Genomic DNA, 23,422 nt, shown 5'->3' with positions numbered 1-23,422 from the left:
CAATACCGCTGTGACGTGCATTCAATGAAGCGTCGGCCCAGACTTCCGCCACATTGGGGAGAGTTATGCCATTAGCCGGGCCTTTCAAGGCGGCCGGGCAACAGCGGACGCGCGGCTGCTCCCGTGGGACCGAAGTCACGGGCACACGCCGACGTGCCTTCCAGAAGTTCTGCATCCGGCGGCCCAGTCATCCAAAGAGAGCCTCATGACTCAATACTTCCAGGATCCAGCACTGTGGGCATTGATCGCTGGAACTCCTGTCGCCGCAACCGTCATCGTTCGTGGCAGAAGAACGAATTCCACCCTGCGTAGGGAAAAGCTGGAACTCACCCAACACTACTCTGCGCTCGAAGAGCATTATGCGGAATCCGTACAGGAAGCGAAGGAGCGGGCCGAGGAGGACACCAAGACCGCTCTGAAGTCCGCCATGCGCACGCTGCAGGGCCTCGCCAGCGAGCAGCAATTGGCGATCACGAAACTGCAGGAGAAGTACGGCGAGCTCCAGGTTCTCCAGGACCTCCTGGACATCGATCACATGAATTCGCAGTTCGCGCGGCGCGCCCAGTCGATAGCCGTGCTCTGCGACGGCTGGCTCGGCCGGCAGCGTGCGGCCGCATCGCTCTACGACGTGGTGCGCAGCGCGAAGGGCCGTATCCGCCATTTCACGCGTGTCGAGATCCGGACCCAGAGCAATTTCGCCATCGTCAGCCGAGCCGTGGAACCGGTCGCGCTCACCCTGGCCGAACTGCTCGACAACGCCACGAGCTACTCTGCGCCGGAAACCACGATCGAGATCAACATCCGGGCCGTGCCCAAGGGTGTCTGCATCGTTGTCGACGACGCCGGTGTCGGCATGAACGAGGAAGAGAAGAGCCGGGCCGCCAAGCTTCTTTCGAGTGAGCGCTCCCCCGGTGTCTCAGGGCTCGGAAACCCGCCTCAGTTCGGATTCACTGTGATCGGCGTGCTCGCGGCACGCTACGGATTCACTGTCTCCGTGGATTCGGCTTCTCCGTACGGCGGTGTACGGGCGGTCGTACTCCTTCCCGATGAACTCCTCACGTCCATGCCGGAGCCCGAGATCAAGCCCGAGGCGAAGGAGAACCCCCCTGTGGGCCAGTCTTCCCCGATGCCGCCCGAAGTGGATTCGACAGAGTCCTCGACCACCTTCGGAGGCCTGCCGAAGAGGCGCCGACGAGGCGCCGCCATTTCCATCGTGCCGACGGCCGACAGCGGGGAGAGCCCGGCGCGATCGACGGAACAGATCGCCTCAGTCATGGGGGCATTTCAACGGGGGACACAGTCAGGACGACGCACAAACAGCGCCAGCAGCGAAGGGCATGAGGCTCAGTGAACTACGACCTGTCATGGATGCTTGACAGCGCCTTGGAGGTGCCCGAGGCGCGGCACGCCATTCTCGTCTCCGCCGACGGCCTGCTCATGGCCCGCTCGAAGGACGTCGGGAAGGACCATGCCGATACCGTCGCCGCGGCGATGAGCGGCATGCAGTCCCTGAGCCGTACCGTGGCCGATTTCTGCGGAAAGCCGCCGAGCGACCGGCCGACATGGCGTCAGACGCTCGTCGAGTTCGAGCACGGCTGGGTCTTTCTCATCTCGGCCGGCGAAGGGGCTTACCTCGCCGTGTCGGCCTCCCCCGAGGTCGACATGGCTGAGATCACCTTCCGCATGCAGCAGCTCGTCGGTCAACTCGGCAAGGCACTGACCAGCCCCCCTCGCGAGATTGCTGACACCAAGGCATGACGACACCGGACGAACCCGAGCTGGGACCGGAAGCATCACCCTTAGTACGTCCGTATGTGATCACCAACGGCCGCACCCTGCTGAGCGGGGAAGATCTGTCACTGATCACCTTGCTCACCGTGGCCGAAGGAGCTCCCCGGAGCGAACTGCTCGACCCCGAGAAGCGTCGCCTGATCGAGCTGTGCTCGGGCGGCTACCTCTCGGTCGCGGAGATCGCCGGGCACACCCAGCTTCCCGTGGGAATCGTCAGACTGCTGCTGTCCGACCTCATCGACAGCGGATATCTCTGTACGCGCAAACCCATTCCCAGCGCGGAACTTGTCGACCGTCGCATACTCGAGGAGGTGCTGCATGGCCTTCAAGCAAGATTCGGATGACGGCGTCTACCTGCGCGATTCAGTGCAGACTGCGGCGAAGATCCTCGTCGTGGGTCATTTTGCCGTGGGCAAGACCACGTTCATCGGAACCATGTCGGAGATTCCGCCCCTGCGCACCGAAGAGGTCATGACGCAGGCGGGTGAGGGGATCGACGATCTCAAGGGCACCCCAGGAAAGTCCACGACCACCGTGGCCATGGACTTCGGGCGGCTGACGCTCAGCGAGAACCTGGTCCTCTATCTCTTCGGAACACCCGGGCAGCAACGTTTCGTCCAGGTGTGGGAAGACATGTCCCGGGGCGCACTCGGCGCCTTGGTGCTCGTCGATCCCGAACGCCTCGAAGAATCTTTTCCCATCATGGATCTTGTCGAGCAGTACGGAATCCCGTACGCCATTGCCGTCAATCGGTTCACCGACAGCCAGAACCACCAGGATGCGGAAATACGGGAGGCTCTCGACCTCCTGCCCGAGACGCCACTCGTCACCTGCGATGCACGTGACCAGCGCTCCTCGGCGAATGCCCTCATCGTTCTCGTCCGTTACCTACAGTCGCGCCTTTCCTAGGAGTTCGGCATGCACCATCATTCGGAGGCTCAGGCCCCACCGCCGGGCTGCCCGGCCCATCACAGCGGCAAGAGTGTTCCTCTGCACGGGCCCGAATTCGCTGCTGCTCCGGATACCTTCTACGGGCACCTCCGGGAGTACGGCCCGGCGGGCCCCGTCGAACTGTCCCCGGGTGTGCAGGCGTCGCTGGTCACCGACTACTCGGCGGCGCTCCATGTGCTGCAGAACCCCGACGTCTTCGCCCGGGACTCACGCCGTTGGCGTGCTGTGAACGAGGGCCTGGTGCCCATGGACAGCCCGGCTCTCGCCATGATGCTGTACCGGCCCAACTGCCTGTTCACCGACGGCGCGGAGCATATGAGGCTGCGCCAGGCAGTGACGGATTCGCTGGCCCGGGTCGACACGCATCGGATGACCCGGCACGTCGACCGCGTCGCCGCTTATCTCATCGCCCAGTTCAGCGGACGGGGCCGGGCCGATCTGATCACCGACTACGCACAGCTGCTGCCGCTGCTCGTCTTCAATGACCTCTTCGGCTGCCCCGCGGAGATCGGCGACCGTCTCGTTTTCGGTATCTCCTGTCTCTTCGACGGCGTGGACGTGGAGCAGGCGAACCAGATCCTCACGGAATCCCTGTTCGAACTGGTCTCGCTGAAGCGGGCCGAGCCGGGCGAGGACGTCACCTCCTGGCTGATGCAGCACCCGGCTCGGCTGACGGACGAGGAGATGATCCATCAGCTCGTGATGCTGATCGGGGCGGGAACCGAGCCGACCCAGAACATCATCGCGAATGCCCTGCGACTGCTGCTGTCCGACGACAAGTACGCGGGCGGTCACCACTCGGCCGGCCTGCTGGTCGAGGACGCCATCAATGACGTCCTCTGGAACAGCCCGCCCATCGCCAACTACGCCGCGCACTACCCGGTGCACGACGTGGACCTCGGCGGGGTGGAACTCGCCGCCGGTGATCCCGTCCTGATCAGCTTTGCCGCGGCCAACACCGATCCCGCGCTGTCCATGAGCCGGCAGACGCTCAGCAAGCGGGCCCACCTGGCCTGGGGTGCGGGGCCGCACGCCTGCCCGGCCAAGGATCCCGCCCTGCTGATCGCCGTCCAGGCGATCGAGAAGCTTCTCAACAGCCTTCCGGACATCGACCTGGCCGTGCCCGCCGACATGCTGTCCTGGCGGCCCGGGCCGTTCCACCGCGCCCTCAAGTCGCTGCCCGCCCGATTTACCCCGGAACGCAGAGAAAGGCGTGGAGCAGCGCTCTCCGCCACGGCGGTCCGGACCTCGGAAAATACTCCATTCCGAGACAGTGGAAACGCGCCGCAGAAGGGTAGCTGGTGGAGCGGGTTCCTGGCCTGGTGGAAGGTGTGACGTCAACAACACCCACTCCCCCCTTTACCGTCGCATGAACGTTCAACCGCATGGGTAAGCAGGGATCGTAAATCCTATTTGATCCTTTGAGAGGGATTCCCTGTGGAGCTCACCCTGGCTACCCCACCGGTCGACCGGCGTTCCATTGCTTCGCTATTCTCGCGGCTTCGTACACCGGGCGGCCAGGCAAACCCATTGCCTTTCTATGAAGAACTCAGGGCAATGGGTGATGTCATTCCGGCCCCCTGGGGCGGGCACCTGGTGAACCCTCACACCCTCTGTGACCAGGTGCTCAGGGACAGATCCTGGAAGGTTCCCGACAGCGGGTGGCGGACCCGGCAGGAGGATGTCGCCCGCTGGGACGCTCCGGCTTCACGTCAAATGGCCGACACTCTCCCCATGCTCAATCCTCCGCATCACACCAAGATGCGGAGGTCCATGGGCAATATGTTCGACCGAAAATCGATCGAAGCCATGCGAGAATCCGTCGACCGCATTACCGGGCGATTGCTCGACCGCCTCACCGATGAACTACGCCATGGTGAAGCCGATTTCTGTGAACTGGTTACCGAGGAATTGCCTGTCACTGTGATCGGTGAATGGCTGCGTATACCACCGGGCGATTATCCTCTTCTTCGGTCGCTCACGCACGATCAGGTGTTCACCCAGGAACTCTTCCCGTCCCGGAGTCAGCTCGAGCTGTCCGACGCGGCGACCCACCGCCTCCGGGAGTACTTCACGGCTCTGGTCCAGGAGCGCCGCAGGGCCCACGGGGACGACCCGGTCTCCGCCTGGCTGCGGACCTGGGACGGGCTCGAGGCCGACCGGGCCGTCGCGGACGAGGCGGTCTACTCCCTCGCGCTCTTCGTACTCCTGGCCGGACTGGAGACGACCTCGCACGTCCTCTCCACGATGGTGTGGCTGCTCCTTGAGCACCCCCGACAGCTGGAGTGGCTCCGTGCGCACCCCGAGGACATACCGAGCGCAATCGATGAAGTCCTGCGCTACGACGCACCGATCCATATGATCAGCCGAATCGCCCCCGAGGACACGACGCTTGCCGGAGTGCGCGTCCACAAGGACGAGATGGTGCAGCTCATGGTCGGCGCCGCCCATCACGACCCGGCGAAGTATGACGACCCCGACCTGTTCAATATCCACCGCAGGGCCTCGCCCCTCAGCTTCGGCGGCGGCGTCCACTACTGCCTCGGCGCGCCACTGGCCCGCCTGGAGGCGACCTCCCTGCTGACCGCTCTGCTGGAGCGGCTCCCCGGCCTGCGCATCAGTGGCTCTCCCGTCTGGGCGCCACGCGTGGCCTTCCGGCGTCTCGCGAAGCTCACGGTGGCCCAGGCCTGAAGCACGGCCTCGAAGCACACGCGGAATTCAGAACACAAGGAAGAGAACGAGCATGCCAGAAGACTTCAAGACCCTCCGCGTCACGACCGAAGGGCCGGTCCTGCGGGTTCAGTTGGACACCCCTGAGACGGGCAACGCGCTGTCCGGGCGGGTCCTCGACGAACTCCTCACCGTTCTGGCCGCGTTGGACGACGACCCCGATATCCGGGTGCTGGTCCTCTCGGGCGCGGGGGACAACTTCTGCCTGGGCGGAGAGCGGAGCGAGTTCGCCGAGCTGCTCGCCGCCGCTCCCGGCGGTGCGGGCCTCCACGCCCTGGGCAACAAGGCGCGCCGGGTGTGCGACGCACTCGCAACCACTCATGCGGTGACCATCGCCCGGCTGCACGGTGGAGTGATTGGAGCAGGCCTGGGACTCGCGATCTTCTGCGATCTGCGGGTCGGGGCGGACACCTGCCGGTTCCGCATGCCGGAGCTGGGCCTCGGCGTTCCGCCGGCCTGGGGCGGGGTCCTGCCCCGGCTGCTCGCCGAGTCGGGGGCGGCGAAGGTCCGCGAGCTGATCCTCACGGCGGACAACTTCGATGCCGTACGAGCGGCGGAGCTCTCCATACTCCACAAGGTCGTCCCGGAGGACGAACTCGACAGCACCATCGTGCGGTGGACCAAGCCGCTGGTCCGCAGGTCTCCCGCGGCGCTGCGGAGCGCCAAGGTCATGCTCAACGCCTACGCGGGCGCTGCACGTCTGGCGGACGCCTCGCTCTTCGACGCGGAGCTGCTGACGGCCTCGGTGTCGGCGGCGCAGGCGGCGCGGGCGCGCTGAGCTGCCGGACCTCACCCATATGAACACCGAGAGAAGTCTCCGCAGCGCAGCGTCTCCCCCTGAGACATCACCATGCGCACGCTACCCACTGGCCCCGTCAGGAGCATGCTCTGCAACCTTGCCGCAACGTTCCCGGGAGTTGGCTGAGTTCACCGCACCGGCGCCGGACAGCGAAAGGTCGACACGTGACCCCTTCGGATGCACCTCTCGTGGAGCTCACGCCCGCAGCCGCCGATCTGGTGCGGCAACTGCGCGAGGTCCACGGGCCGCTCATGTTCCACCAGTCCGGCGGCTGCTGCGACGGCAGTGCGCCCATGTGCTACCAGGACGGCGAATTCCGTACCGGGGACTCCGATGTGCTGCTGGCCTCGCTCGCCGTCGAAGGAGTCGCGGAACGTGTTCCCTTCTGGATGTCGAAGAGTCAGTTCGAGGTCTGGGCGCACACCCGGCTGATCGTCGATGTGGTGGCGGGGCGGGGCAGCGGGTTCTCTCTGGAGGCTCCGGAGGGGGTGCGGTTCCTGATCCGTTCGCGGCTCGTCGGTGCCTGATCCGCATGGGCCGGTGGCCGGCCCGCTCTGTGCACACCGGTGGAATCGGAACGCGCCACAGGCAGGCGGGAGCACGTCAGGGCTGGAGGCCGCTGACAACATTCGCCGTGGCCGTCAGTCCCTCCTGAATGGTCGGCCCCATGCTCGTACCCGCAAGGAAGAATCCGAGCATCGCGCAGACGATCGCATGCGAGATTTTCAGTCCGCCGTTGCGGAGAAAGAGCACCGCAAGCATCAGCAGAAGCAGCACCAGTGAGATCGAAATGGCCATGGCCAACCTCCTACGCCGAGCCGGAATGCGGCATTCGGCCGCCAGTGTGGCGTAGCGAAGGGACCATCCGGCGGACTGGCATGTCCGCCATCCGGGTGTTGACTGGCTGTCACCACCTCGGGCCGCACGGTCCGTCAGACGCTGCCCCGGGCACCCCCGCCCTTCGCCCGGAGGAAGAGCTCCAGCCCCGCCAGGTCGTCCGTGTTGATGTGGTCGACCCCGGCGGCCAGCAATTCGGACCAGACGGCGTCCCGTTCGGGGCCCGCCACCTCGGGCGTGGCCCAGAAGCGCACACGTCGGCCCTCGCGATGGGCGGCAGTGACGAGGGCGCGGAGCCTGTCCCGTTCGGCGGTGGGGAAGGCGCCCGTGCCCAGCCAGCTGAAGCTCTGGGTCCAGTTGCTGCTGACGAGCGGGATGAACGAGGCGGTTGCCGCCGTGCCGATGTCGTCCAGCCGGCCGTCGTAGAAGGCGAGGCGGGTGCGCTGCGCCTCCATGGGGACGCGGGCGGCCCGGTCACCCGATATGACGGGGGTGACTGCGCCTGCGCGGACCCGGCCGTCGTGGTACGAGGTCAGCATCCGACGGTAGCGCTGGAGCTGCCGGTCGAGTTCGAGGTAGGCGGCGGCGCCGTCCGTCTTGATGTCGATGAGCAGCTGCACGGGGTCGCGGTGGCCGGGGTACACGGCTCCGTGGTTGGCCCTGACCCTGGCCAGCAGCGGGTCGAGATAGAGCGAGGCGAGGGTGCGGGCGGGGTCGAGATCGGAGGCCTCATGAGCGACGAGGAGTTCCCCGTCCACGAGAAAGATGTCCGCTTCGACGCTGGTGAACCCGTGGGAGAGCGCGTCGTGGAGGGGGTGCGTATGCAGGTAGTCGTTGTGCGCATGAGCCCGCCGGAGGGGGCGGGGGTAGTGGCGGGCGACTGCGGCGGGCGCCGCGGCCGCGGCCGACTGGAGGGGTATGACGGCGCCTGCGGCGACCGTGGCGAGAGCGGTGGTGACGACGCGGCGGCGGGTCGGGAACGCCATGGGTTCTCCCGGGATCAGGGTGCGGACCGGACGGGCGGACCTGACCGAGTATGGGTCCGAGACACCCTTGTCCGGCAGGTACCTGCCAAGAATTGATCGGGGCGTCGCCCGCCCGTCGCCTCGTGTTCCCCGGCCGCGCCAGGTCGTCCAGCACCGACTGACCCCGTCGAGGTTCTGGTCGTCGCTGCTGGTGCAGCTCCACAGGCTCAGCTGCGCCTCAGCACTGCCACCAGGAAGGGACGACCAGCAACCGTCCACGGGAACGACGCAGGGGCAGGGCTGCCTGGCAGCCTCGCCTCCATGTCCCTTTGCTAGAAAGGAAGTTGCTCTACGGTGCGGGCAGCTCCATCAGCTCGGCGATGGCCTCACGGTGACGCCCCGCCGTGCCGTACGCGATCGAGTCGGCCTTGGCCCGCTTCAGATACAGATGCGCGGGGTGTTCCCACGTCATGCCGATGCCTCCGTGCAACTGGATGCACTCCTCCGCCGCACGGACCGCGACCCCGGAGCAGTACGCCTGCGCCACGGCCACCGCGAGCGGCGTGTCGGGGCTGCCGGACGCCAGGGCGTCCGCGGCGTTGCGCGCGGCTGCGCGTGCCGAGACGACCTGGAGCCACAGCTGCGCCATCCGGTGCTTGAGCGCCTGGAACGAGCCGACGGGCCGGTTGAACTGGTGCCGTTCGCGGGTGTACCGGACCGTCTCGGTCAGGCACCATTCGGCGAGACCGAGCTGCTCGGAGGCGAGCAGTCCGGCACCGGAGAGCAGCCCCCGGCTTACGGCGGGACGCGCCGCCTCCGCGTCCGCGAGGCGCGTGCCGGTTGCTGCGGTGAAAGTGACGGTGGCGAGCGGGCGGGTCAGATCGAGCGCGACGAGCGGTTCGACGGTGACGCCCGTGGCACCGGCCTCGACCGCGTACAGGCCGTCGCCGGTGGGCACGAGCAACAGATCGGCGGCGGCCGCGTCGGCGACCGCGGTGACGGCCCCGTCCAGGGTGCCGGTCACGGTCCCGGTCGTAGCGGAGAACGGTACGGCGAGGACCGCGACCTTGCGGCCCGCCGCCAGCTCGCCGAGGAGTTCGCCGACCGGTCCGTCCTCCGTCCCCAGTGCGAGGAGCGTCTCGGTGGCGACGACCGCGCTGGTCAGATAGGGGACGGGGGCGACGCTGCGGCCCAGCTCCTCCAGGACCACCGCAGCCTCGCGATGGCTTGCACCCTGACCGCCCAGCTTCTCCGGCACGAGCAGCCCCGCTGCGCCGATGTCCGCGCCGAGGGCCTTCCAGAGCTGCGGGTCGTACGGCGTGTCGGACTCGATACGGGCGATCACCGCCGGAGCGTCGGCCCGGTCGGCGAGCAACGACCGTACGGCGGCCCGCAGATCGTCCTCGGCGTCCGAGTACAGCAGATCGGGCGCCAGGGTCTCTTCGGTCTGTGCTGTCATCGGGACAGGTCCTTCCAGACGACGTCCTTGTCGTCGCGCGGCTCGGCGGGCAGTCCGAGGACGCGTTCGGCGACGATGTTCAGCAGTACCTCGCTCGTACCGCCCTCGATCGAGTTGCCCTTGGACCGCAGATAGCGGTAGCCCGCATCGCGTCCGGTGAAGTCGACCAGCTCGGGGCGGCGCATGGTCCAGTCGTCGTACAACAGCCCGTCCTCGCCATGGAGTTCGACCTCCAGGCCGCTGATCTCCTGGTTGAGACGGGCAAAGGCGAGCTTCATACCGGAACCCTCGGGGCCCGGCTGTCCGGCGACGAGTTGCTGGCGCAGCCGCTCACCTGCGAGCCGGGCGACCTCGGCCTCGACCCAGAGGGTGAGCAGGCGCTGGTGGAGATCGTGGGTGCGCAGTTCGGGATGTTCGCGCCAGGTCCTGGCGACGGGGCCGATCATGCCGCCCTCGCGCGGGATGCGGGATCCACCGATCGAGACACGCTCGTTCATCAGGGTGGTCCGGGCGACCTTCCAGCCGTCGCCGACCGGTCCGAGCCGCCTGCTGTCGGGGATGCGTACGCCGGTGAGGAAGACCTCGTTGAACTCGGCCTCGCCGGTGATCTGACGCAGCGGCCGCACCTCGACGCCCGGGTCGGTCATGTCGCAGATGAAGTAGCTGATGCCACGGTGCTTGGGCAGGTCCGGGTCGGTGCGGGCGATGAGGATCGCCCAGCGGGCCACATGGGCACTGGACGTCCAGACCTTCTGCCCGTCGACCACCCAGTCCTCGCCGTCCCGAACGGCGCGGGTGCCGAGGGCCGCCAGGTCGGACCCGGCGCCCGGCTCACTGAAGAGCTGGCACCACACCTCCTCGCCGACCCACAGGGGTCGCAGGAAACGCTGCTTCTGCTCATCGGTTCCGAAACCCAGGATGGTGGGGGCTGCCATGCCCAGACCGATGCCGATGCGGCGCGGGTCGTTGTCGGGGGCTCCCGCGGCAGCGAGTTCGGCGTCGACGACGGACTGCAGCGAGCGCGGTGCGTCGAGTCCGCCGAGCCCGGCCGGGTAGTGGACCCAGACGAGTCCGGCGTCGAAGCGGGCCTTCAGGAAGTCGGTCCGGTCGGTGGTGGCCAGGGGATGGGCGGCGAGCAGTTCGCGGGTAAGGCGGCGGAGTTCGGCCGCGTCCACGGCCGTCATCGGGCACCCCCCGGAAGGACGACGATCCGGCCGATGCTCGTGCCGTCGGCGACACGCTGAACGGCGGCCGCCGCCCCGTCGAGTGCGACACGCTCGCTGATCAGGGGCTTGATGACGCCCTGCGCCGCGAGCGCGGTGAGCTCCTCGTGGCAGGCGCGCACCGCGGCCGGGTCCTTCGTGTTGTACAGACCCCAGTGGAGTCCGACGATCGAGTAGTTCTTGACGAGGGCGTGGTTGAGCGCAGGGGTGGGAATGCCGCCGCTCGCGAATCCTACGACGATCACCCGGCCCTCGAAGGCGACGCACTTGACGGACTTGGCGTACGCGTCGCCGCCTACCGGGTCATAGACGACATCGGCCCCGCGTCCGCCGGTGAACTCCTTGACCGCTGCGACCATGTCCTCGGTACGCCGGTCGATGACCAGGTCGCAGCCGAGTTCATGGGCGGTCTTGGCCTTCTCGGGGCCACCGACGACACCGATGACCTCGGCTCCGGCCGCCTTGCCGAGCTGGACGGCGGCACTGCCGACTCCGCCCGCCGCGGCGTGCACGAGAAGGGTCTCGCCCGCCTGGAGGCGCGCCCGGCGGTGCAGTCCGAACCAGCCCGTCTGATAGCCGATGTGCAGGGCAGCCGCCTCGGCGTCGCCCAGGGCCTCCGGAGCCGGCAGGAGCGCCACCTCGTCCGCGACGACATACTCGGCGAAGCCGCCGTTCGGCAGGGCGGGGGTGGCGAGCACCCGGCGCCCGTCCGGCGTCTCACCGCAGATCTCCACGCCCGGGGTGAACGGCAGCGGCGGCCGTACCTGGTATTGGCCGCGGCAGAGCAGCGCGTCGGGGAAGTTGATGTTCGCCGCGAGCACCTTGAGGAGCACCTGCCCGTCGCCGGGCGTGGGCCGGTCCGTCGCTTCGAGCCTCATCACCTCGTTCGGCTCGCCGTTCCGGTGCACTCGCCATGCCTGCATGAGGGGCCTCCACGACACTGTCGGCATTACCACTGCTCCGGGGCATACTAAGCGGTCGCTTGCTCCTCTGGGAACAACCTGTCCGGACCGTTTCGGCCGGACCAGGACACGGCTGCGCGCCCGGCACGCCCCGGGCAGTACGGCAATGACGGGCGCGCAGCCGGCCGGAGCAGGGCCGACCGGGGTCACGGGCCACCGAGCCGGCCCCTACCATCGTCCGCCCGTGGGCGGGCCGGGCGGCGTCCGGTGTTGCGACCGAAAGCGGAGGGTCGCCCCGATACCGGGCATATCGGGGCGACCCCGACAACGCAGCGAGCGGCCAGGCTCCGGCGAGATGGGCCGAGAACCGCCCCGTCGCATGGCCACGCGGCTCAGGACGCGCGCCAGCCACTCCAACGCAGCACCGAGACTTCGACCATCGGTCCGCCGGGAGGGCAGTCGGCGTACTGCCGGTATTTCGCCGTGAGCAGGCCGACGCGGCGGGCGGCCTCGGGGAAGCGGTCCGGCGGAGGGAGTACGCGGGCCTCACCGTCGGCCCGCACCCACCACAGCCGTTCCCAGTCCTCCTCGTAGTGGTCGGCGAGCAGGCAGACCGATGGGTTGGCGGCGATGTTGGCCAGGCGTTTCAGCCGCATCGTCCGCTTCGGCTTGTGGTCCACGACCAGCATCACCGTGTCGCCGTCCAGGGCGAACACCACCGGCACCAGGTGCGGGCGAGAGTCCGCGTCGGTCGTCGCGAGGTGGGCGATGCGGGCCGCGGCGAACCGCTCACGTGCCTCAGCACTCGTCAGCGTGGGCATCGCACTCCTTACGGCGGTCGCGGAGGTTACGGTGGTAGCGGTTTCCGGATCGGCACCTCATCCCTGGGCTCAGCGGTTTCCAGCGTCTCAGCGGTACCGGGCAGCCACTTGGGCCAACCCGTCGAGGTACTCCAGCGTCTCCCGTTCGGGCATCGTCGGCACGTAGAACAGCAGCCGTTCGACACCCAGACGGCCGTAGCCCTCGATCTTCTCGGGGTCGTCGGGAGCCGCGTACACCGTCACCGGCACCTCTCGTTCGGCACGTGCGCGCAGCCGCTCGATCTGTGGGCCGAGCTCCTGCGGCGACGCGCTGTTGGCCAGCCACGCGTCTCCGAGCTGCGCCACCCGCGGGAACGCGCCCTCACCACCGCCGACGTAGATCGGCGGATGGGGGCGCTGCACGGGTTTGGGCCATGAGAAGACCGGATCGAAGTTCACGAACTCGCCGTGGAACTCGGCCTTCTCCGCGGTCCACAGCTCTCGCATGGCGCGCAGCCGCTCGTCGGACAGCCGGCCACGGGTCGAAGGGTCCGTGCCGTGGTTTCTCATCTCCTCACGGTTCCAGCCGACACCGACGCCGAAAATCACCCGGCCGCCGGAGAGCAGATCCAGCGAAGCGACTTCCTTCGCGGTGATGATCGGGTCGCGCTGCGGAATCAGCGCGATGCCGGTGCCCAGCAGCAGCCGCTCGGTCACCACGCCGATCGCGGTCAGGGCCACGAAGGGGTCAAGGGTGCGGTAGTACATCTCCGGCAGCTCACCACCGCCCGGGTAGGGCGTCTGACGGTCGGCCGGGATGTGGGAGTGCTCGGCGATGAACAACGAGTCGAAAGCACGTTCCTCCAGGGCTGTTCCGAGCGAGGTCGGACTGATGCCCTGGTCGGTGATAAAGGTCGAGACTCCGAATTTCACGGCGGCTCCGTCGAGGCTTGATAACGGGAAGGAACGGGTGGCACAGATTTGTTGACTACCCGCCCCGGGCGATCCCGCTCCCATGACCACCCGGGAGAACCAGCACGGCGCGCGGTTCCGGGCTCCGCGGTTCGCAGGAACGCGTCGCGGACCTCCGGATGCGCCTCGGAGGACCCGCCCGCCCCGAAACCGCCGGCGTGGTGTGTCCCGATGGCCCCGTGCCGACGTCCGCGCGCGGGTGCCCGCGCACTCGCGCCGCAGGGCCGGGCAGGGCAGGGCGGACGACAGCCATCTGTCGTTCCGTACGTCACACCGGAATCGGTAAATACCCCCCTGGGTATAAATGCTAATCTTGATGAGAGATACCCCCCGGGGTAAACTGAACCGAAGGAGTCATGCCGTGTTCTTCGTCGACACCCTGGAGACCGCCGGCCTCGGCAACCGCAGCTATCTGACGGGCGGCCGGCACTCCGCGCTGGTGGTGGACCCGCCTCGCGACATCGACCGGGTCATCGCCGCGGCAGCACGGCGCGGCGTGCGGATCGCTCTGGTCGTGGAGACACATCTGCACAACGACTACGTGACGGGCGGCCTGGAGCTGGCGCGTGTCACCGGGGCCCAGTACCTGGTACCCGCCGCCGCACTGGTCTCCTTCGACCGGGTTCCGGTCGCCGACGGGGACACCGCCCCGGTCGACGAGGGCCTGACGCTTCGCGCGATGGCCACCCCCGGCCACACCCCGCACCACACCTCGTACGTACTCGAGGAGGACGGCCGCGCGGTGGCCGCCTTCACCGGCGGTTCGCTGCTGATCGGCAGCGTGGGCCGGCCCGACCTGGTGGAGCCCCGGCTGACCGCAGCGCTGGCCCGTGCCCAGCACGCCTCCGCGCACCGGCTCGCCGACGAGCTCGACGACGCCGTTCCCGTGCTGCCGACCCACGGCTTCGGCAGCTTCTGTTCCGCCGCACAGGCCGACGGGACCACCACGACGATCGGCGCCGAGCGGGCCCGTAACGACGCGCTCGTCAAGGATGTGGACACGTTCGTCGCCGAACTGCTCGCCGGACTGGACGACGTCCCCGCCTACTACGCGCACATGGGCCCGGCCAACGCCGCGGGTCCCGATCCGGTCGATCTGACCCCGCCTGCCCCGGCGGACGCCGAACAGATCGCGCAACGGCTGGCCGCGGGTGAGTGGGTGGTGGATCTGCGCAGCCGGGTGGCGTTCGCCGAGGGGCATGTCGCGGGTTCGTTCAACTTCGAGGGCGAGGGGCAGCTCGCCACCTATCTCGCCTGGCTGATCCCGTGGGGCAGGCCCGTCACCCTGCTGGCGAGCAGCGCCGCCGACGTCGCGCACGCCCAGCGCGAGCTGACCCGGGTGGGCATCGGCCGCCCGGTGGCCGCGGCGACCGGTGACCCGCGGTCCTGGGTCCGCACGGGGGAAGAGCTGCGCTCGTTCCGCAGGTCGGACTTCGCGGGGCTGGCCGCGGCTCGCGAGCGCGGCGAACAGCCGGTGGTTCTCGATGTCCGCAGGCATGCCGAGCGCCGCACCGGTGCGCTGGCCGGGTCGGTGCACATTCCGGTGCACGAACTGCCCAAGCGGCTGGCCGAGGTGCCGGGCGGAGTGGTGTGGGTGCACTGCGCAGGCGGGATGCGGGCGGCGATCGCGGCGTCTCTGCTGGACGCCGCCGGGCGCGAGGTCGTGGCAGTCGACGACGGGTTCGGCGCGGCCGAGGCCGCCGGCCTGACGCTCGCGGATCCGGCAGCCGGTGCCCCCGACGGAACGACCGGCACAGCATCGGCCACCGCATAACCGTTTTCCCCGTCCCGCACTTCTGGAGCACTTCCCCATGTCTTCCCTGATGTCCTTCTTCGGGCGCGGCCCCGGCCGTGTCACCCCGGCCGAGGCCCTCCGCCGGACCGCCGACGGTGCGGCGGTTCTGCTCGACGTACGCGAAACCCCCGAGTGGAAGGCCGGTCACGCCCCGGGCGCCGTCCATCTGCCGCTCTCCCGGCTGGCCGCCGGGCAGGCGCTGCCCGCTTCGGCAGCGGGCCGCCCCGTGGTGGTCATCTGCCGTTCCGGCAACCGGAGCCGGCAGGCCGCCCGCATCCTCGCCGGACGCGGCACCGAGGCCGTCGATGTCACCGGCGGCATGACCGCCTGGGCGGCCGAGGGGCTGCCTGTCCGGGACCGTCACGGAGCGGCGGGCACCGTCGCATGAGCACCCTCATCCTGGCCCTGACCGCCGGTGCCGTGGTCGGTCTGGCACTGGGCGGGCTGGGCGGCGGCGGCAGCGTCCTCGCCGTTCCCGCGCTGATCTATCTGCTCGGATTCACCCCGGCCGCGGCCACCACCGCAGCTCTGCTCATCGTCATCGCGACCTCCCTGACCGGACTGGTCGCGCACGCCAGGGACGGTCACGTCCGCTGGCGGACCGGCGGCCTCTTCGCGGTGGCCGGCATCGTGCCGGCGGCGGTGGCCGGGGCGCTGTCGGTCCGGATTCCGGCGGGTGTACTGACAGCAGCGTTCGCGGTGCTCGCCGTGGTGGCGGCAGTGCGGATGATCCGGCCGCGGGCGCCTGCGCGGCACGAGGCGGCTTCGCCCGTGCCGAATGTCCAGGGCCCCGCTGACCGTACAGGCGCCGGGCGGGTCGTCCGCGCCGGGGCCGGTCTCGGCGCCGTGACCGGGTTCCTCGGGGTCGGCGGAGGATTTCTCGCCGTACCCGCGCTGGTCACCGTCCTAGCCGTGCCCATGACGGCGGCGGTCGGCACCAGCCTGCTCGTCATCACGGTGAACTCCACGGCCGCCCTGGCCACCCGCCTCACCACGCCCACCTCGCTGGACTGGGCGGTGATCGCCCCGTTCACGGCGGCGGCCATCCTCGGCGCATGGGACGGGAAACGGCTGGCCACCAAGGTGTCCACAACCGCGCTCCAGCGGATCTTCGGCGCTGCGCTGCTCGCCGTGGCTCTATTCATGCTGGTCGATGCCGTGGCCTGAGCCACGGCACCGACCCCGGATCCGGGCTCAGGCCAGCGAGAGGAAGAGCTTCTCCAGCCGGGCGCGCATCTGGTCCCGGTCGGCCGGTTCTGCGCCGTCGTCGGCCATGCAGTGCTGAAGGCCCGTCGCGATGATCGCGAAACCGGCCCGGTCGAGCGCGCGCGAAACGGCTGCCATCTGCGTGATGACGTCCTCGCAGTCCCTGCCCTCCTCGATCATCCTGATGATCGCGGCAAGCTGGCCCTGAGCGCGGCGAAGGCGGTTGAGTACCGACTTCAGTTCGTCGGCCGCCATGTCTATTTCCACACATCCTCCTCCGGATACCCCAAGGGGTATCCTACCTCTCCGTGGTACGCCCCGGAAACGAAAGGAACCACCCCTCGTGACCAGCCCCGCCTCCCTCTCCCCCGCCCAGGCCGCAGCCCGGATCACGGAGTTCACCGTCATCGACGTGCGAGCTCCGGGCGAGTACACCTCCGGGCACGTGCCCGGGGCGCTGAACATCCCACTTGACCGTCTCGAAGAGGCGCTGCCCGCCCTGAAGGCGGCGGCGGCCCGCGGATCCCTGCTCCTGGTGTGCGCCTCCGGAGTGCGTTCCACCCGGGCCTGCGACATTCTCGCCGCGGCAGACATCGACGCCGTCACGCTGTCCGGCGGCACCTCCGCGTGGGAGGGCGAGGGCCACGACCTGGACCGTCCCGCCGGCGCCCGGGCCATCTGGCCGATGGAGCGTCAGGTCCGGTTCGCGGCCGGTTCGCTCGTGGTGGCCGGTCTGCTCGCGAGCCGGCGTTTCCCGGCCGCACGCTGGCTTTCGGCCGGCGTCGGCTCCGGTCTGGTCTTCTCCGCGGTCACCAACACCTGCGGAATGGCCGCCGTCCTGTCGAAGCTGCCGCACAACCGGGCCCCACGCTCGACTGCGGACTTCGACGCCACGCTGGACGCCCTGCAGGGCTGAAGCGGTCGGGACGTACCCGTACGGCAGGAGCCGGTCACGCCACCAGCGTGACCGGCTCCTGCCGTGAACGAGCAGGTCAGAGCTCTCCCCGGACAAGCGCGAGCAGCCGGTCCAGCACCCGCGGTCCCCCGGCGCGCAGCCCGTCGTGCTCGAACTCGTTCGTCACCCAGGTGCGCAGCCCGCGAATCGCCGCGGCGGTGCGCAGTGCGTGCTCGGTGTCGACGTACATGTCGTCGTGATAGACAGCCGCGGCCACTGGTACGTCATTGGCGGCGAGCCGCTCGGTGTCGTACAGCTCGGGCCAGTCGGTGCGGGAGGCGAGCAGTTCGGCGGTCTCACGCAGCGGACGCAGGGCCGGGTCCACATCGAAGTGCCAGGGGTGGATGCTCTCGCCGGTGAAGAGCACGGGCGCGTCGCCGGCCAGGGCGGTGGCGGCGTCGAACTGCGTGAATTCGGCGCGGACCCGCTCGGCGGACCAGCCGGTGGGCTCCTTGCCCTGGCCGTAGATCGCCTCGTGCATCAGGGCGTACAGCGGGTGGCCCGCAAACGAGTTGGCGGTGCGCACGGCCTCCTGGAACGTGTCGGACAGCTCGGTGCCCAGCGGCGTACGGACAAAGGCGTTCTCCAGCAGGTAGTGCAGCTGATGGCTGCCGCTTTCGCCACCCAGCATGATGCCGAGGGACTGGAATCCCTCGGGCGTCAGGCGGTGTCCGGCACTCTCCGGGCGGTGCTCCAGGAGATACCCGGCGATCTCACGGGCGCGCTCGACGTCCTGCGGGTAGCGGGCGTAGTGGGCGGCGACCTTCCGCTCGATCCGCGGGTAAGCGGCCCGGTACACGTCGTCGGCGTGGGCGTCGAGCGAGGGCAGTCCGCCGGTGATCAGGACGGCCTCGAGCCCCTCGGGGGAAACCGACAGATAGCGGACCGCGCAGAAGCCGCCGAACGACTGGCCGAGCACGGTCCACGGGGCGCCGCCGGTCAGCTGCGGCCGGATCCGCTCACAGTCGCGCACGATGTTGTCGGACCGGAAGTGGGCGAGATAGTCAGCCTGCTCACGGGGGCCGCCGCGCAGCGGAAGAGTCTGCCGGTTGGCCGGTGTGGACAGCCCGGTGCCGCGCTGGTCGAGCAGCAGCACCCGGAACTCCTTCACCGCCCGCCCCAGCCAGGCCTCCGTACCGACGAAACGACGGGCACCGAAGCCGGGTCCGCCCTCCAGGTACACCAGCCACGGCAGCTCGTCGTCGACCTTGCCGCTCGCGACGGCCTCCCGGCCGAAGATCTCGATCTGCTCGCCGCCCGGCTCTGCGTGGTCGAGCGGGACGGTGAAATAACGGTCGGTGAGAACGACGCCGGGCTGCCGGTAACTGGTCAAAAGGTGCTCCTGAATCAGACGTATCACCGACAGTTCAGCACACGCCCATGACTCCGACAGCCCCGGCCCGTGTGCGACGCCCCGGCGGTCAGCACCGAGCCGGGTCGGGCTCCCGCCATGTCCGGCAGCTGCCGGCCGAGCAGGCGAGGGGACGGTCGCTGGTCGCCCACTGCCCGACCGTCTGGTACCGCGACGAGGCGCACTGCTCCGTTCCCACGAGAGCCTCGCGCCGTGGGCACAAGGGGTTCCCGGGGGACGTGACGAAGCTCCCGGTGGATGAGTTGCCGAGCAACGTCTTCCACCAGGAGCCTCGAGTGCCTGTCCACCCCTCTGCCATCGACCTACCCAGCTCTGCCCCGGGGGGTTCCTGGCGTCGGAGTTGACGGCGCACCGGCTGCCGGCCGGGACCTGGCGGCGACGTCCTTGTCCGACGCGACGCCCCTTGCTGGCCCTGGCCGACCTCCCGGAAGCCCCGGACCGATTCCGACGGACCGCGGGTTCCAAGTGATGCGGGTGCGGTGTTACCAGCTGTCGTAGCGGTCACCCATCACCAGGAAACTACCCACGGTGGCATCGTTGGCGAACAAGCCGCCCTCGACCGTGGGGGTCACGACGCCGTGGGTGGCACCGTGCGGACCGACGGTAGCGACCGGAGCGCCGTTGTCGCAGGTGGACCCTCGGTAGACCTGAACGGTCTTCCAGCTGTCGTTGCTGATGCTGAAGCTGGTTGAGCCCAGTCCGCTGGCCGCGGTGATGCAGCCCTCGGAGGCGGCGGAGTACGTCCGATCGTTGAACTGGATTCTTCCTTCGTCCCCACGGCCGTAGCCCCGGTCACGTCCGCCGTAGCCGCGACCCCCGTCATCACGGCCCTCATCGTCGCGGCCCCCGTAGTCGCTACCCCCGTCATCGCGGCCCCCATAGTCGCTACCCCCGTCATCACGGCCCCCGTTATCACGGCCGCCGCCTCCATTCCCGTATCCATTGCCTCCATCGGGGAGCGTCCCGGCAGGGTCGCCCTTCGGGGCGGACGGCACGGACTTCGGGACGGACGGGGCGGCCTTCTGGACGGGCGGGGCGGCCTTCGGAACGGACGATTCGGACGGAGCGGCCTTCTGGACGGGCGGGGCGGCCTGGGTGGATCCGTCGGCCGAGGCATAGGTGATGCCGGTGACGGCAAGGACCGATGCGCCTACGACGGCGGCGGTCACAGCGAAGTTGCGCGTGGTCATGTCACTTCTTCCTGTCTCAGAGGCGCCGGCCGTACAGCCGACCTGTGATGAAACGTACTGATGGCCCGATTAGCTGTCATATCGGGCATATCGAAGGTGTGACACCAAGGGGCCGACCGGGCGTACGAACGAGAAGCGGCAGCCCGAACTCCTACGTCAGTCGGGTCGGCGGATCCGCGGCCCCTGCTCGTCCTTCACGGCTCGCGAGGTGCTGGTGCGCCGCATGGTGTGTCGAATCCTGTGCCGCACGGTTCGTTGAGCCACAGGCCCGAGTTCTTCCAGGACGTTGACCAGGGTGGCGAGCTGCTCCAACGCATCGAGTGCCTGTTCGGCGCCGTCATGGTCGACCCCTTCGTACAGTTCCAGACCGACGAACGACGCCGCCACCGTCCGGGCCAGACCGGCCGGGTCGGTGAAGTCGGCGAGCACGGTGCAGCCAAGGACCCGGGTCAGAACCTTCTCGATCTCGTCGGTCCACAGCTTCAGTCCGGCCGCGGTTGCCTGAGCGAGGCGCGGTTGGGTCTGGGCGCCGGCCAGGAGCTGAGCGAGGAAGGCGACGTGGCCACCCGCCCGCTCCTCGGCATGCAACTCGCGCCCGCACTGGAGGAGTTCGGTGAGAGAGCTGACGGAAGCCAGGCGGTCGCGATAGCGGGCCACACGCTGTTCGGCCCCATAGCGGCAAGCTGCTGCCAGAAGTTCGTCGACGGAGCCGAAGTGATAGAAGACCAGAGCCTGGTTGACCCCCGCGGCGGCCGCGACGGAGCGGGCAGAGGTCTTGGCGATACCGTGCTCGGAGAGCGTGTTCAGAGCGCCTTCCATGAGCTTCGTCCGGGTGTCCTGGCCATCGGTCGCACCGGTCACGCCCGCGCCTCTTCCCGTACGGGGCGCAGGTCCGCGCGGACGCCGTGCCGACGGGCGTCGACATAATGGGCGCGGAACGTCCCCTCGTATCCGAACAATGGGCCGAAGCGCCTGTTGGTCACCGCCACCCGAATACGGAACCGGCCGGTCATGTCGTCGAAGGATTCGCGCACCTCGGCGTCGCCTCCGAGAACTTCTGGGACCCTCAGATCGAACGGCCCCTCCCGGAACCGGTGTTCGCCGGATCGGATCAGAAGAGAACCGTCGGGCTCGGCGCTCAGCCAGAGATCGCTGGCGAGATGCTGGTGGGTGCCGAGATAGTCCAGGACACAGGACCGTTCGGGGCTGTGGACCATGGTGGCGTCGAACCTGCGCGTTCCGCCGGGCAGCGCGAACGTGCGCACGAAGGTGACGGTCTCGCGGCCGAAGGAGTCGGTGTACGGCACGTTCTCTATCGTGAAGGGGATGTGACGGCCGGTCCGGGGAACGAGGACGTTGCGCGTGCCGCCGAGGGCAAGGAACGGCTTCACGAACGGCCGCCCGTGCCAGATCCGGTCCATGACACCGTGGCCGATGCACGCCTCCCCGCTCTCCAGGCCGACCGAGAAGCGCCGTTGCAACTGGGGATGCAGCCGGTCGAAGTCAAGACCCATGGCAAGGCGGAAGATCGAAGTCATGGACGCTCCAGACGGGCGAGGAGGGTGGGAGTGGCGGTCCGGGCCGGAGGCCTGCGCAGACAGCGACGCGCCGCGGGCGTAGTGGGCAGGGGCGGCAGCAGGAGCGAGGCCATGACGGCAACGAACGCGGCGACGGGTCCGAAAGGCAGTAGCGACAGGACGGCCAGCAGCCGTACGCCGAGCTCGGCGAGCGCGTGCCAGAGCGAGCGGGCAGGGCTGATGCCGCGTTCGCACCAGAGCCGCAGCCGGTCGAAGGACCAGGCGGTGGCCCAGCCCATCAGGGGCCGGAAGACCAGCCGGTCCACGCCGGCCCCGGGGCGACCCCAACGCGTCCTGTAGTCGTAGCCGGTCAGGAAGCGGATGCCGTCCGGTGTCGGTACATAGCGCCAGTAGCCACTGCCATCGGCCAGCAGGGAGAGTGGGTGGGCCGATGCGAACCGCAACGCCGAGACCCGCTCACCGTCTGCCCGACGGTGCTCGCCCGCACTGATGCCAGTGCCCGTGACGGTCAGGAAGGGGAGCACGCGGGTCGCGTAGCGGAACCGTTGGGCATCACTGGGCCCGCCCGGCAGACAGACGATCTCGGTGAAACGGAGATCCCACCGCTGGTGCTGTGCAGGATTCTGGGTCTGCTCCCAAAGGTCTTCAAGGTCTGCGCGAATGCGCGTCTCGACATACAGCCTCATCCCGTTCCCGCCCCCCGTCCCACAGCATTTGAGCGACCGCTCAACCTGCTCTCGACGCGGACGGTAACAGGGAGTTGAGCGATTGCTCAAGAGGTGGCAGCCGCGCATGAGGTGCTCGCGCGTGAGTAGTTGAGGTAGGGGACAACGAGGGTGTCGCCCGCGTCGAGGAAGGCGTGGCACGCCTTCAGCTCCGCACGTACTACGTCAGAGAGAGGAAGCCGCAGGGCCTCAGCAGCCCGAGCCTTTCCGCAGGGCGCGCAGACGCCTTGGCGTTTCGCGTTGCTCAGCGTTGGGCTTCCGGGCTGCTTACACTTCAGACAGATACCTGGCCACGGGGCGTCGATGCGCCCGGGATACGGCGCAGTCGGTTCCATGCCGTAGCTGATCATCCGCTTCCGCGCGATCTCCGGGTCGAGCTTCCGTACCACCGGGCCCCTCTTCCGTTGTCCGCGCTCACGGTATCGGGCACCACATCCTGGACCAGGCCGCTGCCGTCCTCGACCGGCAGTGACGGCAGCGCGCGACACCTGACTGGAGTTCGGCGCCTCAGGCGCCCCGAGGCGCCGAACTCTTCTCACAAACGGTGGCGAGCTCAAGCGGTCAGCGCATTAACGCTGTTCAGGAGGTCAGCGTAGACCTCTGCCGGGGTGCGATAGCCATGGATCTTGCGCGGGCGATGGTTGAGCTCGTGGGCGATTGCGTCCAGGTCGGCCTGGTTGAACGTGCGGAGGTCCGCGCCCTTGGGCAGGTACTGCCGAAGCAGCCGGTCGGTGTTCTCGTTGGTGTCGCGCTGCCACGGGCTGCGCGGCTTGCAGAGGTAGATCGGCATCCCGGTCTCGGTGGTGATGGCCTGGTGCTCGGCCATCTCCCGGCCCCGGTCCCAGGTGAGCGTTCGTCGTAGCTGGGGCGGGATGCCGAGGAGACTCCTGGTGAGGTGTGGAGTGACCTGCTCGACCTTGATGCCGTCGGGCAGCGCAACGATGGCCGTATAGCGGCTGGTGCGCTCGACGAGCGTGGCGACGGCCGAGGGCCGGGTGCCCATCACGAGGTTGCCCTCCCAGTGGCCGGGAACCTTGCGGTCCTCGACCTCGGCGGGGCGGGCGGTGATGGACACCATGCCGCGGATGATGTCCCCGCCCAGTGGGCCGGCGGGCGATCTTCCGACGACGCATGGGCCTGCCTGACCGCAGCCGTTGGGTGAGGCTGCGGTCGATCGCCTGGCGCCGGCGAGGGTCGTAGAACGAGAGGTAG

The 23,422-nt window shown here is 68.8% G+C and carries 26 protein-coding genes; 12 read left to right on the top strand and 14 right to left on the bottom strand.

What is annotated here, in order from left to right:
- The first annotated feature begins 205 nt into the window (after window positions 1-205).
- The 8 genes from ACNPQM_RS18565 to ACNPQM_RS18530 all read left to right on the top strand — a co-directional run bounded on the left by ACNPQM_RS18565 (window position 206) and on the right by ACNPQM_RS18530 (window position 6,798).
- Window positions 206-1,351 carry an ATP-binding protein gene (locus tag ACNPQM_RS18565; protein ID WP_418084850.1) on the top strand — a complete coding sequence of 382 codons (1,146 nt, stop codon included), beginning with the start codon at window positions 206-208 and terminating at the stop codon, window positions 1,349-1,351.
- Window positions 1,348-1,758, top strand: a complete 411-nt coding sequence (locus ACNPQM_RS18560; RefSeq protein WP_418084849.1) for a roadblock/LC7 domain-containing protein — start codon at window positions 1,348-1,350, stop codon at window positions 1,756-1,758. The genes ACNPQM_RS18565 and ACNPQM_RS18560 overlap by 4 nt, the downstream gene beginning before the upstream one ends.
- Complete coding sequence (locus ACNPQM_RS18555) at window positions 1,755-2,135, top strand: DUF742 domain-containing protein (protein ID WP_418084848.1); 381 nt, start codon at window positions 1,755-1,757, stop codon at window positions 2,133-2,135. The genes ACNPQM_RS18560 and ACNPQM_RS18555 overlap by 4 nt, the downstream gene beginning before the upstream one ends.
- Window positions 2,110-2,700, top strand: a complete 591-nt coding sequence (locus tag ACNPQM_RS18550) for a GTP-binding protein (protein ID WP_418084847.1) — start codon at window positions 2,110-2,112, stop codon at window positions 2,698-2,700. Before ACNPQM_RS18555 ends, ACNPQM_RS18550 begins: the two co-directional genes overlap by 26 nt.
- A 9-nt stretch (window positions 2,701-2,709) precedes the next feature.
- Window positions 2,710-4,077: a cytochrome P450 gene (locus tag ACNPQM_RS18545; RefSeq protein ID WP_418084846.1), complete on the top strand. Its 1,368-nt coding sequence runs from the start codon at window positions 2,710-2,712 to the stop codon at window positions 4,075-4,077.
- 657 nt (window positions 4,078-4,734) lie between these two features.
- Complete coding sequence (locus ACNPQM_RS18540) at window positions 4,735-5,433, top strand: cytochrome P450 (protein WP_418084845.1); 699 nt, start codon at window positions 4,735-4,737, stop codon at window positions 5,431-5,433.
- 52 nt (window positions 5,434-5,485) lie between these two features.
- A complete protein-coding gene (locus ACNPQM_RS18535) occupies window positions 5,486-6,250 on the top strand; it encodes an enoyl-CoA hydratase/isomerase family protein (RefSeq protein WP_418084844.1) in 765 nt (254 codons plus the stop codon).
- Window positions 6,251-6,435: 185 nt separating this feature from the next.
- Window positions 6,436-6,798 carry a DUF779 domain-containing protein gene (locus tag ACNPQM_RS18530; RefSeq protein ID WP_418084843.1) on the top strand — a complete coding sequence of 121 codons (363 nt, stop codon included), beginning with the start codon at window positions 6,436-6,438 and terminating at the stop codon, window positions 6,796-6,798.
- Window positions 6,799-6,874: 76 nt separating this feature from the next.
- Here ACNPQM_RS18530 and ACNPQM_RS18525 read toward each other — a convergent pair whose 3' ends face one another.
- From ACNPQM_RS18525 to ACNPQM_RS18495, 7 genes are all read right to left on the bottom strand, one after another.
- Window positions 6,875-7,069, bottom strand: a complete 195-nt coding sequence (locus ACNPQM_RS18525) for a hypothetical protein (protein WP_358860991.1) — start codon at window positions 7,067-7,069, stop codon at window positions 6,875-6,877.
- 134 nt (window positions 7,070-7,203) lie between these two features.
- Window positions 7,204-8,094 carry a phosphatidylinositol-specific phospholipase C/glycerophosphodiester phosphodiesterase family protein gene (locus tag ACNPQM_RS18520; protein WP_418084842.1) on the bottom strand — a complete coding sequence of 297 codons (891 nt, stop codon included), beginning with the start codon at window positions 8,092-8,094 and terminating at the stop codon, window positions 7,204-7,206.
- A 328-nt stretch (window positions 8,095-8,422) separates the two neighbouring features.
- A complete protein-coding gene (locus tag ACNPQM_RS18515; protein WP_418084841.1) occupies window positions 8,423-9,532 on the bottom strand; it encodes an acyl-CoA dehydrogenase family protein in 1,110 nt (369 codons plus the stop codon).
- Window positions 9,529-10,716 carry an acyl-CoA dehydrogenase family protein gene (locus ACNPQM_RS18510; RefSeq protein WP_418084840.1) on the bottom strand — a complete coding sequence of 396 codons (1,188 nt, stop codon included), beginning with the start codon at window positions 10,714-10,716 and terminating at the stop codon, window positions 9,529-9,531. Before ACNPQM_RS18510 ends, ACNPQM_RS18515 begins: the two co-directional genes overlap by 4 nt.
- Complete coding sequence (locus tag ACNPQM_RS18505; protein ID WP_418084839.1) at window positions 10,713-11,678, bottom strand: NADPH:quinone oxidoreductase family protein; 966 nt, start codon at window positions 11,676-11,678, stop codon at window positions 10,713-10,715. The genes ACNPQM_RS18510 and ACNPQM_RS18505 overlap by 4 nt, the downstream gene beginning before the upstream one ends.
- A 371-nt stretch (window positions 11,679-12,049) precedes the next feature.
- On the bottom strand, window positions 12,050-12,478 hold the full coding sequence (locus ACNPQM_RS18500) for a TIGR03668 family PPOX class F420-dependent oxidoreductase (RefSeq protein ID WP_418084838.1): 429 nt from the start codon (window positions 12,476-12,478) through the stop codon (window positions 12,050-12,052).
- 87 nt (window positions 12,479-12,565) lie between these two features.
- Entirely contained in the window at window positions 12,566-13,390 is an 825-nt protein-coding gene (locus ACNPQM_RS18495) for an LLM class F420-dependent oxidoreductase (RefSeq protein ID WP_418084837.1), read from the bottom strand.
- Between the two features lie 400 nt (window positions 13,391-13,790).
- Between ACNPQM_RS18495 and ACNPQM_RS18490 the strand changes: the two genes are divergently transcribed.
- The 3 genes from ACNPQM_RS18490 to ACNPQM_RS18480 are packed head-to-tail and all read left to right on the top strand — an operon-like array spanning window position 13,791 to window position 16,391.
- The gene (locus ACNPQM_RS18490; RefSeq protein ID WP_358862254.1) at window positions 13,791-15,203 is read left to right on the top strand and encodes an MBL fold metallo-hydrolase; all 1,413 of its coding nucleotides are present in this window, start codon (window positions 13,791-13,793) and stop codon (window positions 15,201-15,203) included.
- 49 nt (window positions 15,204-15,252) lie between these two features.
- Complete coding sequence (locus tag ACNPQM_RS18485; protein ID WP_358862274.1) at window positions 15,253-15,612, top strand: rhodanese-like domain-containing protein; 360 nt, start codon at window positions 15,253-15,255, stop codon at window positions 15,610-15,612.
- Complete coding sequence (locus ACNPQM_RS18480) at window positions 15,609-16,391, top strand: sulfite exporter TauE/SafE family protein (protein WP_418084836.1); 783 nt, start codon at window positions 15,609-15,611, stop codon at window positions 16,389-16,391. Before ACNPQM_RS18485 ends, ACNPQM_RS18480 begins: the two co-directional genes overlap by 4 nt.
- 27 nt (window positions 16,392-16,418) lie before the next feature.
- Here ACNPQM_RS18480 and ACNPQM_RS18475 read toward each other — a convergent pair whose 3' ends face one another.
- Entirely contained in the window at window positions 16,419-16,697 is a 279-nt protein-coding gene (locus ACNPQM_RS18475; RefSeq protein ID WP_266978054.1) for a metal-sensitive transcriptional regulator, read from the bottom strand.
- A gap of 76 nt (window positions 16,698-16,773) precedes the next feature.
- On the opposite strand from ACNPQM_RS18475, the gene ACNPQM_RS18470 reads away from it, so the two are divergent.
- Complete coding sequence (locus ACNPQM_RS18470) at window positions 16,774-17,346, top strand: rhodanese-like domain-containing protein (protein WP_358862256.1); 573 nt, start codon at window positions 16,774-16,776, stop codon at window positions 17,344-17,346.
- A 76-nt stretch (window positions 17,347-17,422) separates the two neighbouring features.
- On the opposite strand, the gene ACNPQM_RS18465 is transcribed toward ACNPQM_RS18470, so the two are convergent.
- The 6 genes from ACNPQM_RS18465 to ACNPQM_RS18440 all read right to left on the bottom strand — a co-directional run bounded on the left by ACNPQM_RS18465 (window position 17,423) and on the right by ACNPQM_RS18440 (window position 23,288).
- Window positions 17,423-18,718 (bottom strand): alpha/beta fold hydrolase, encoded by a 1,296-nt coding sequence (locus ACNPQM_RS18465; RefSeq protein WP_418084835.1) that lies wholly within the window; start codon window positions 18,716-18,718, stop codon window positions 17,423-17,425.
- 521 nt (window positions 18,719-19,239) lie between these two features.
- A complete protein-coding gene (locus tag ACNPQM_RS18460; protein ID WP_358862258.1) occupies window positions 19,240-19,947 on the bottom strand; it encodes a hypothetical protein in 708 nt (235 codons plus the stop codon).
- Between the two features lie 156 nt (window positions 19,948-20,103).
- Window positions 20,104-20,766 carry a TetR/AcrR family transcriptional regulator gene (locus ACNPQM_RS18455; protein ID WP_418084885.1) on the bottom strand — a complete coding sequence of 221 codons (663 nt, stop codon included), beginning with the start codon at window positions 20,764-20,766 and terminating at the stop codon, window positions 20,104-20,106.
- Window positions 20,767-20,804: 38 nt separating this feature from the next.
- Window positions 20,805-21,485, bottom strand: a complete 681-nt coding sequence (locus ACNPQM_RS18450; RefSeq protein ID WP_418084834.1) for a DUF4166 domain-containing protein — start codon at window positions 21,483-21,485, stop codon at window positions 20,805-20,807.
- The gene (locus tag ACNPQM_RS18445; protein ID WP_418084833.1) at window positions 21,482-22,171 is read right to left on the bottom strand and encodes a hypothetical protein; all 690 of its coding nucleotides are present in this window, start codon (window positions 22,169-22,171) and stop codon (window positions 21,482-21,484) included. The genes ACNPQM_RS18450 and ACNPQM_RS18445 overlap by 4 nt, the downstream gene beginning before the upstream one ends.
- Window positions 22,172-22,763: 592 nt before the next feature.
- Entirely contained in the window at window positions 22,764-23,288 is a 525-nt protein-coding gene (locus tag ACNPQM_RS18440; protein WP_418084832.1) for an IS30 family transposase, read from the bottom strand.
- Window positions 23,289-23,422 lie beyond the last annotated feature (134 nt).

It is taken from the genome of Streptomyces sp. NPDC056231, from assembly GCF_048270745.1.
GTDB lineage: Bacteria > Actinomycetota > Actinomycetes > Streptomycetales > Streptomycetaceae > Streptomyces.
This window is presented reverse-complemented; position numbering and strand designations above follow the sequence as displayed.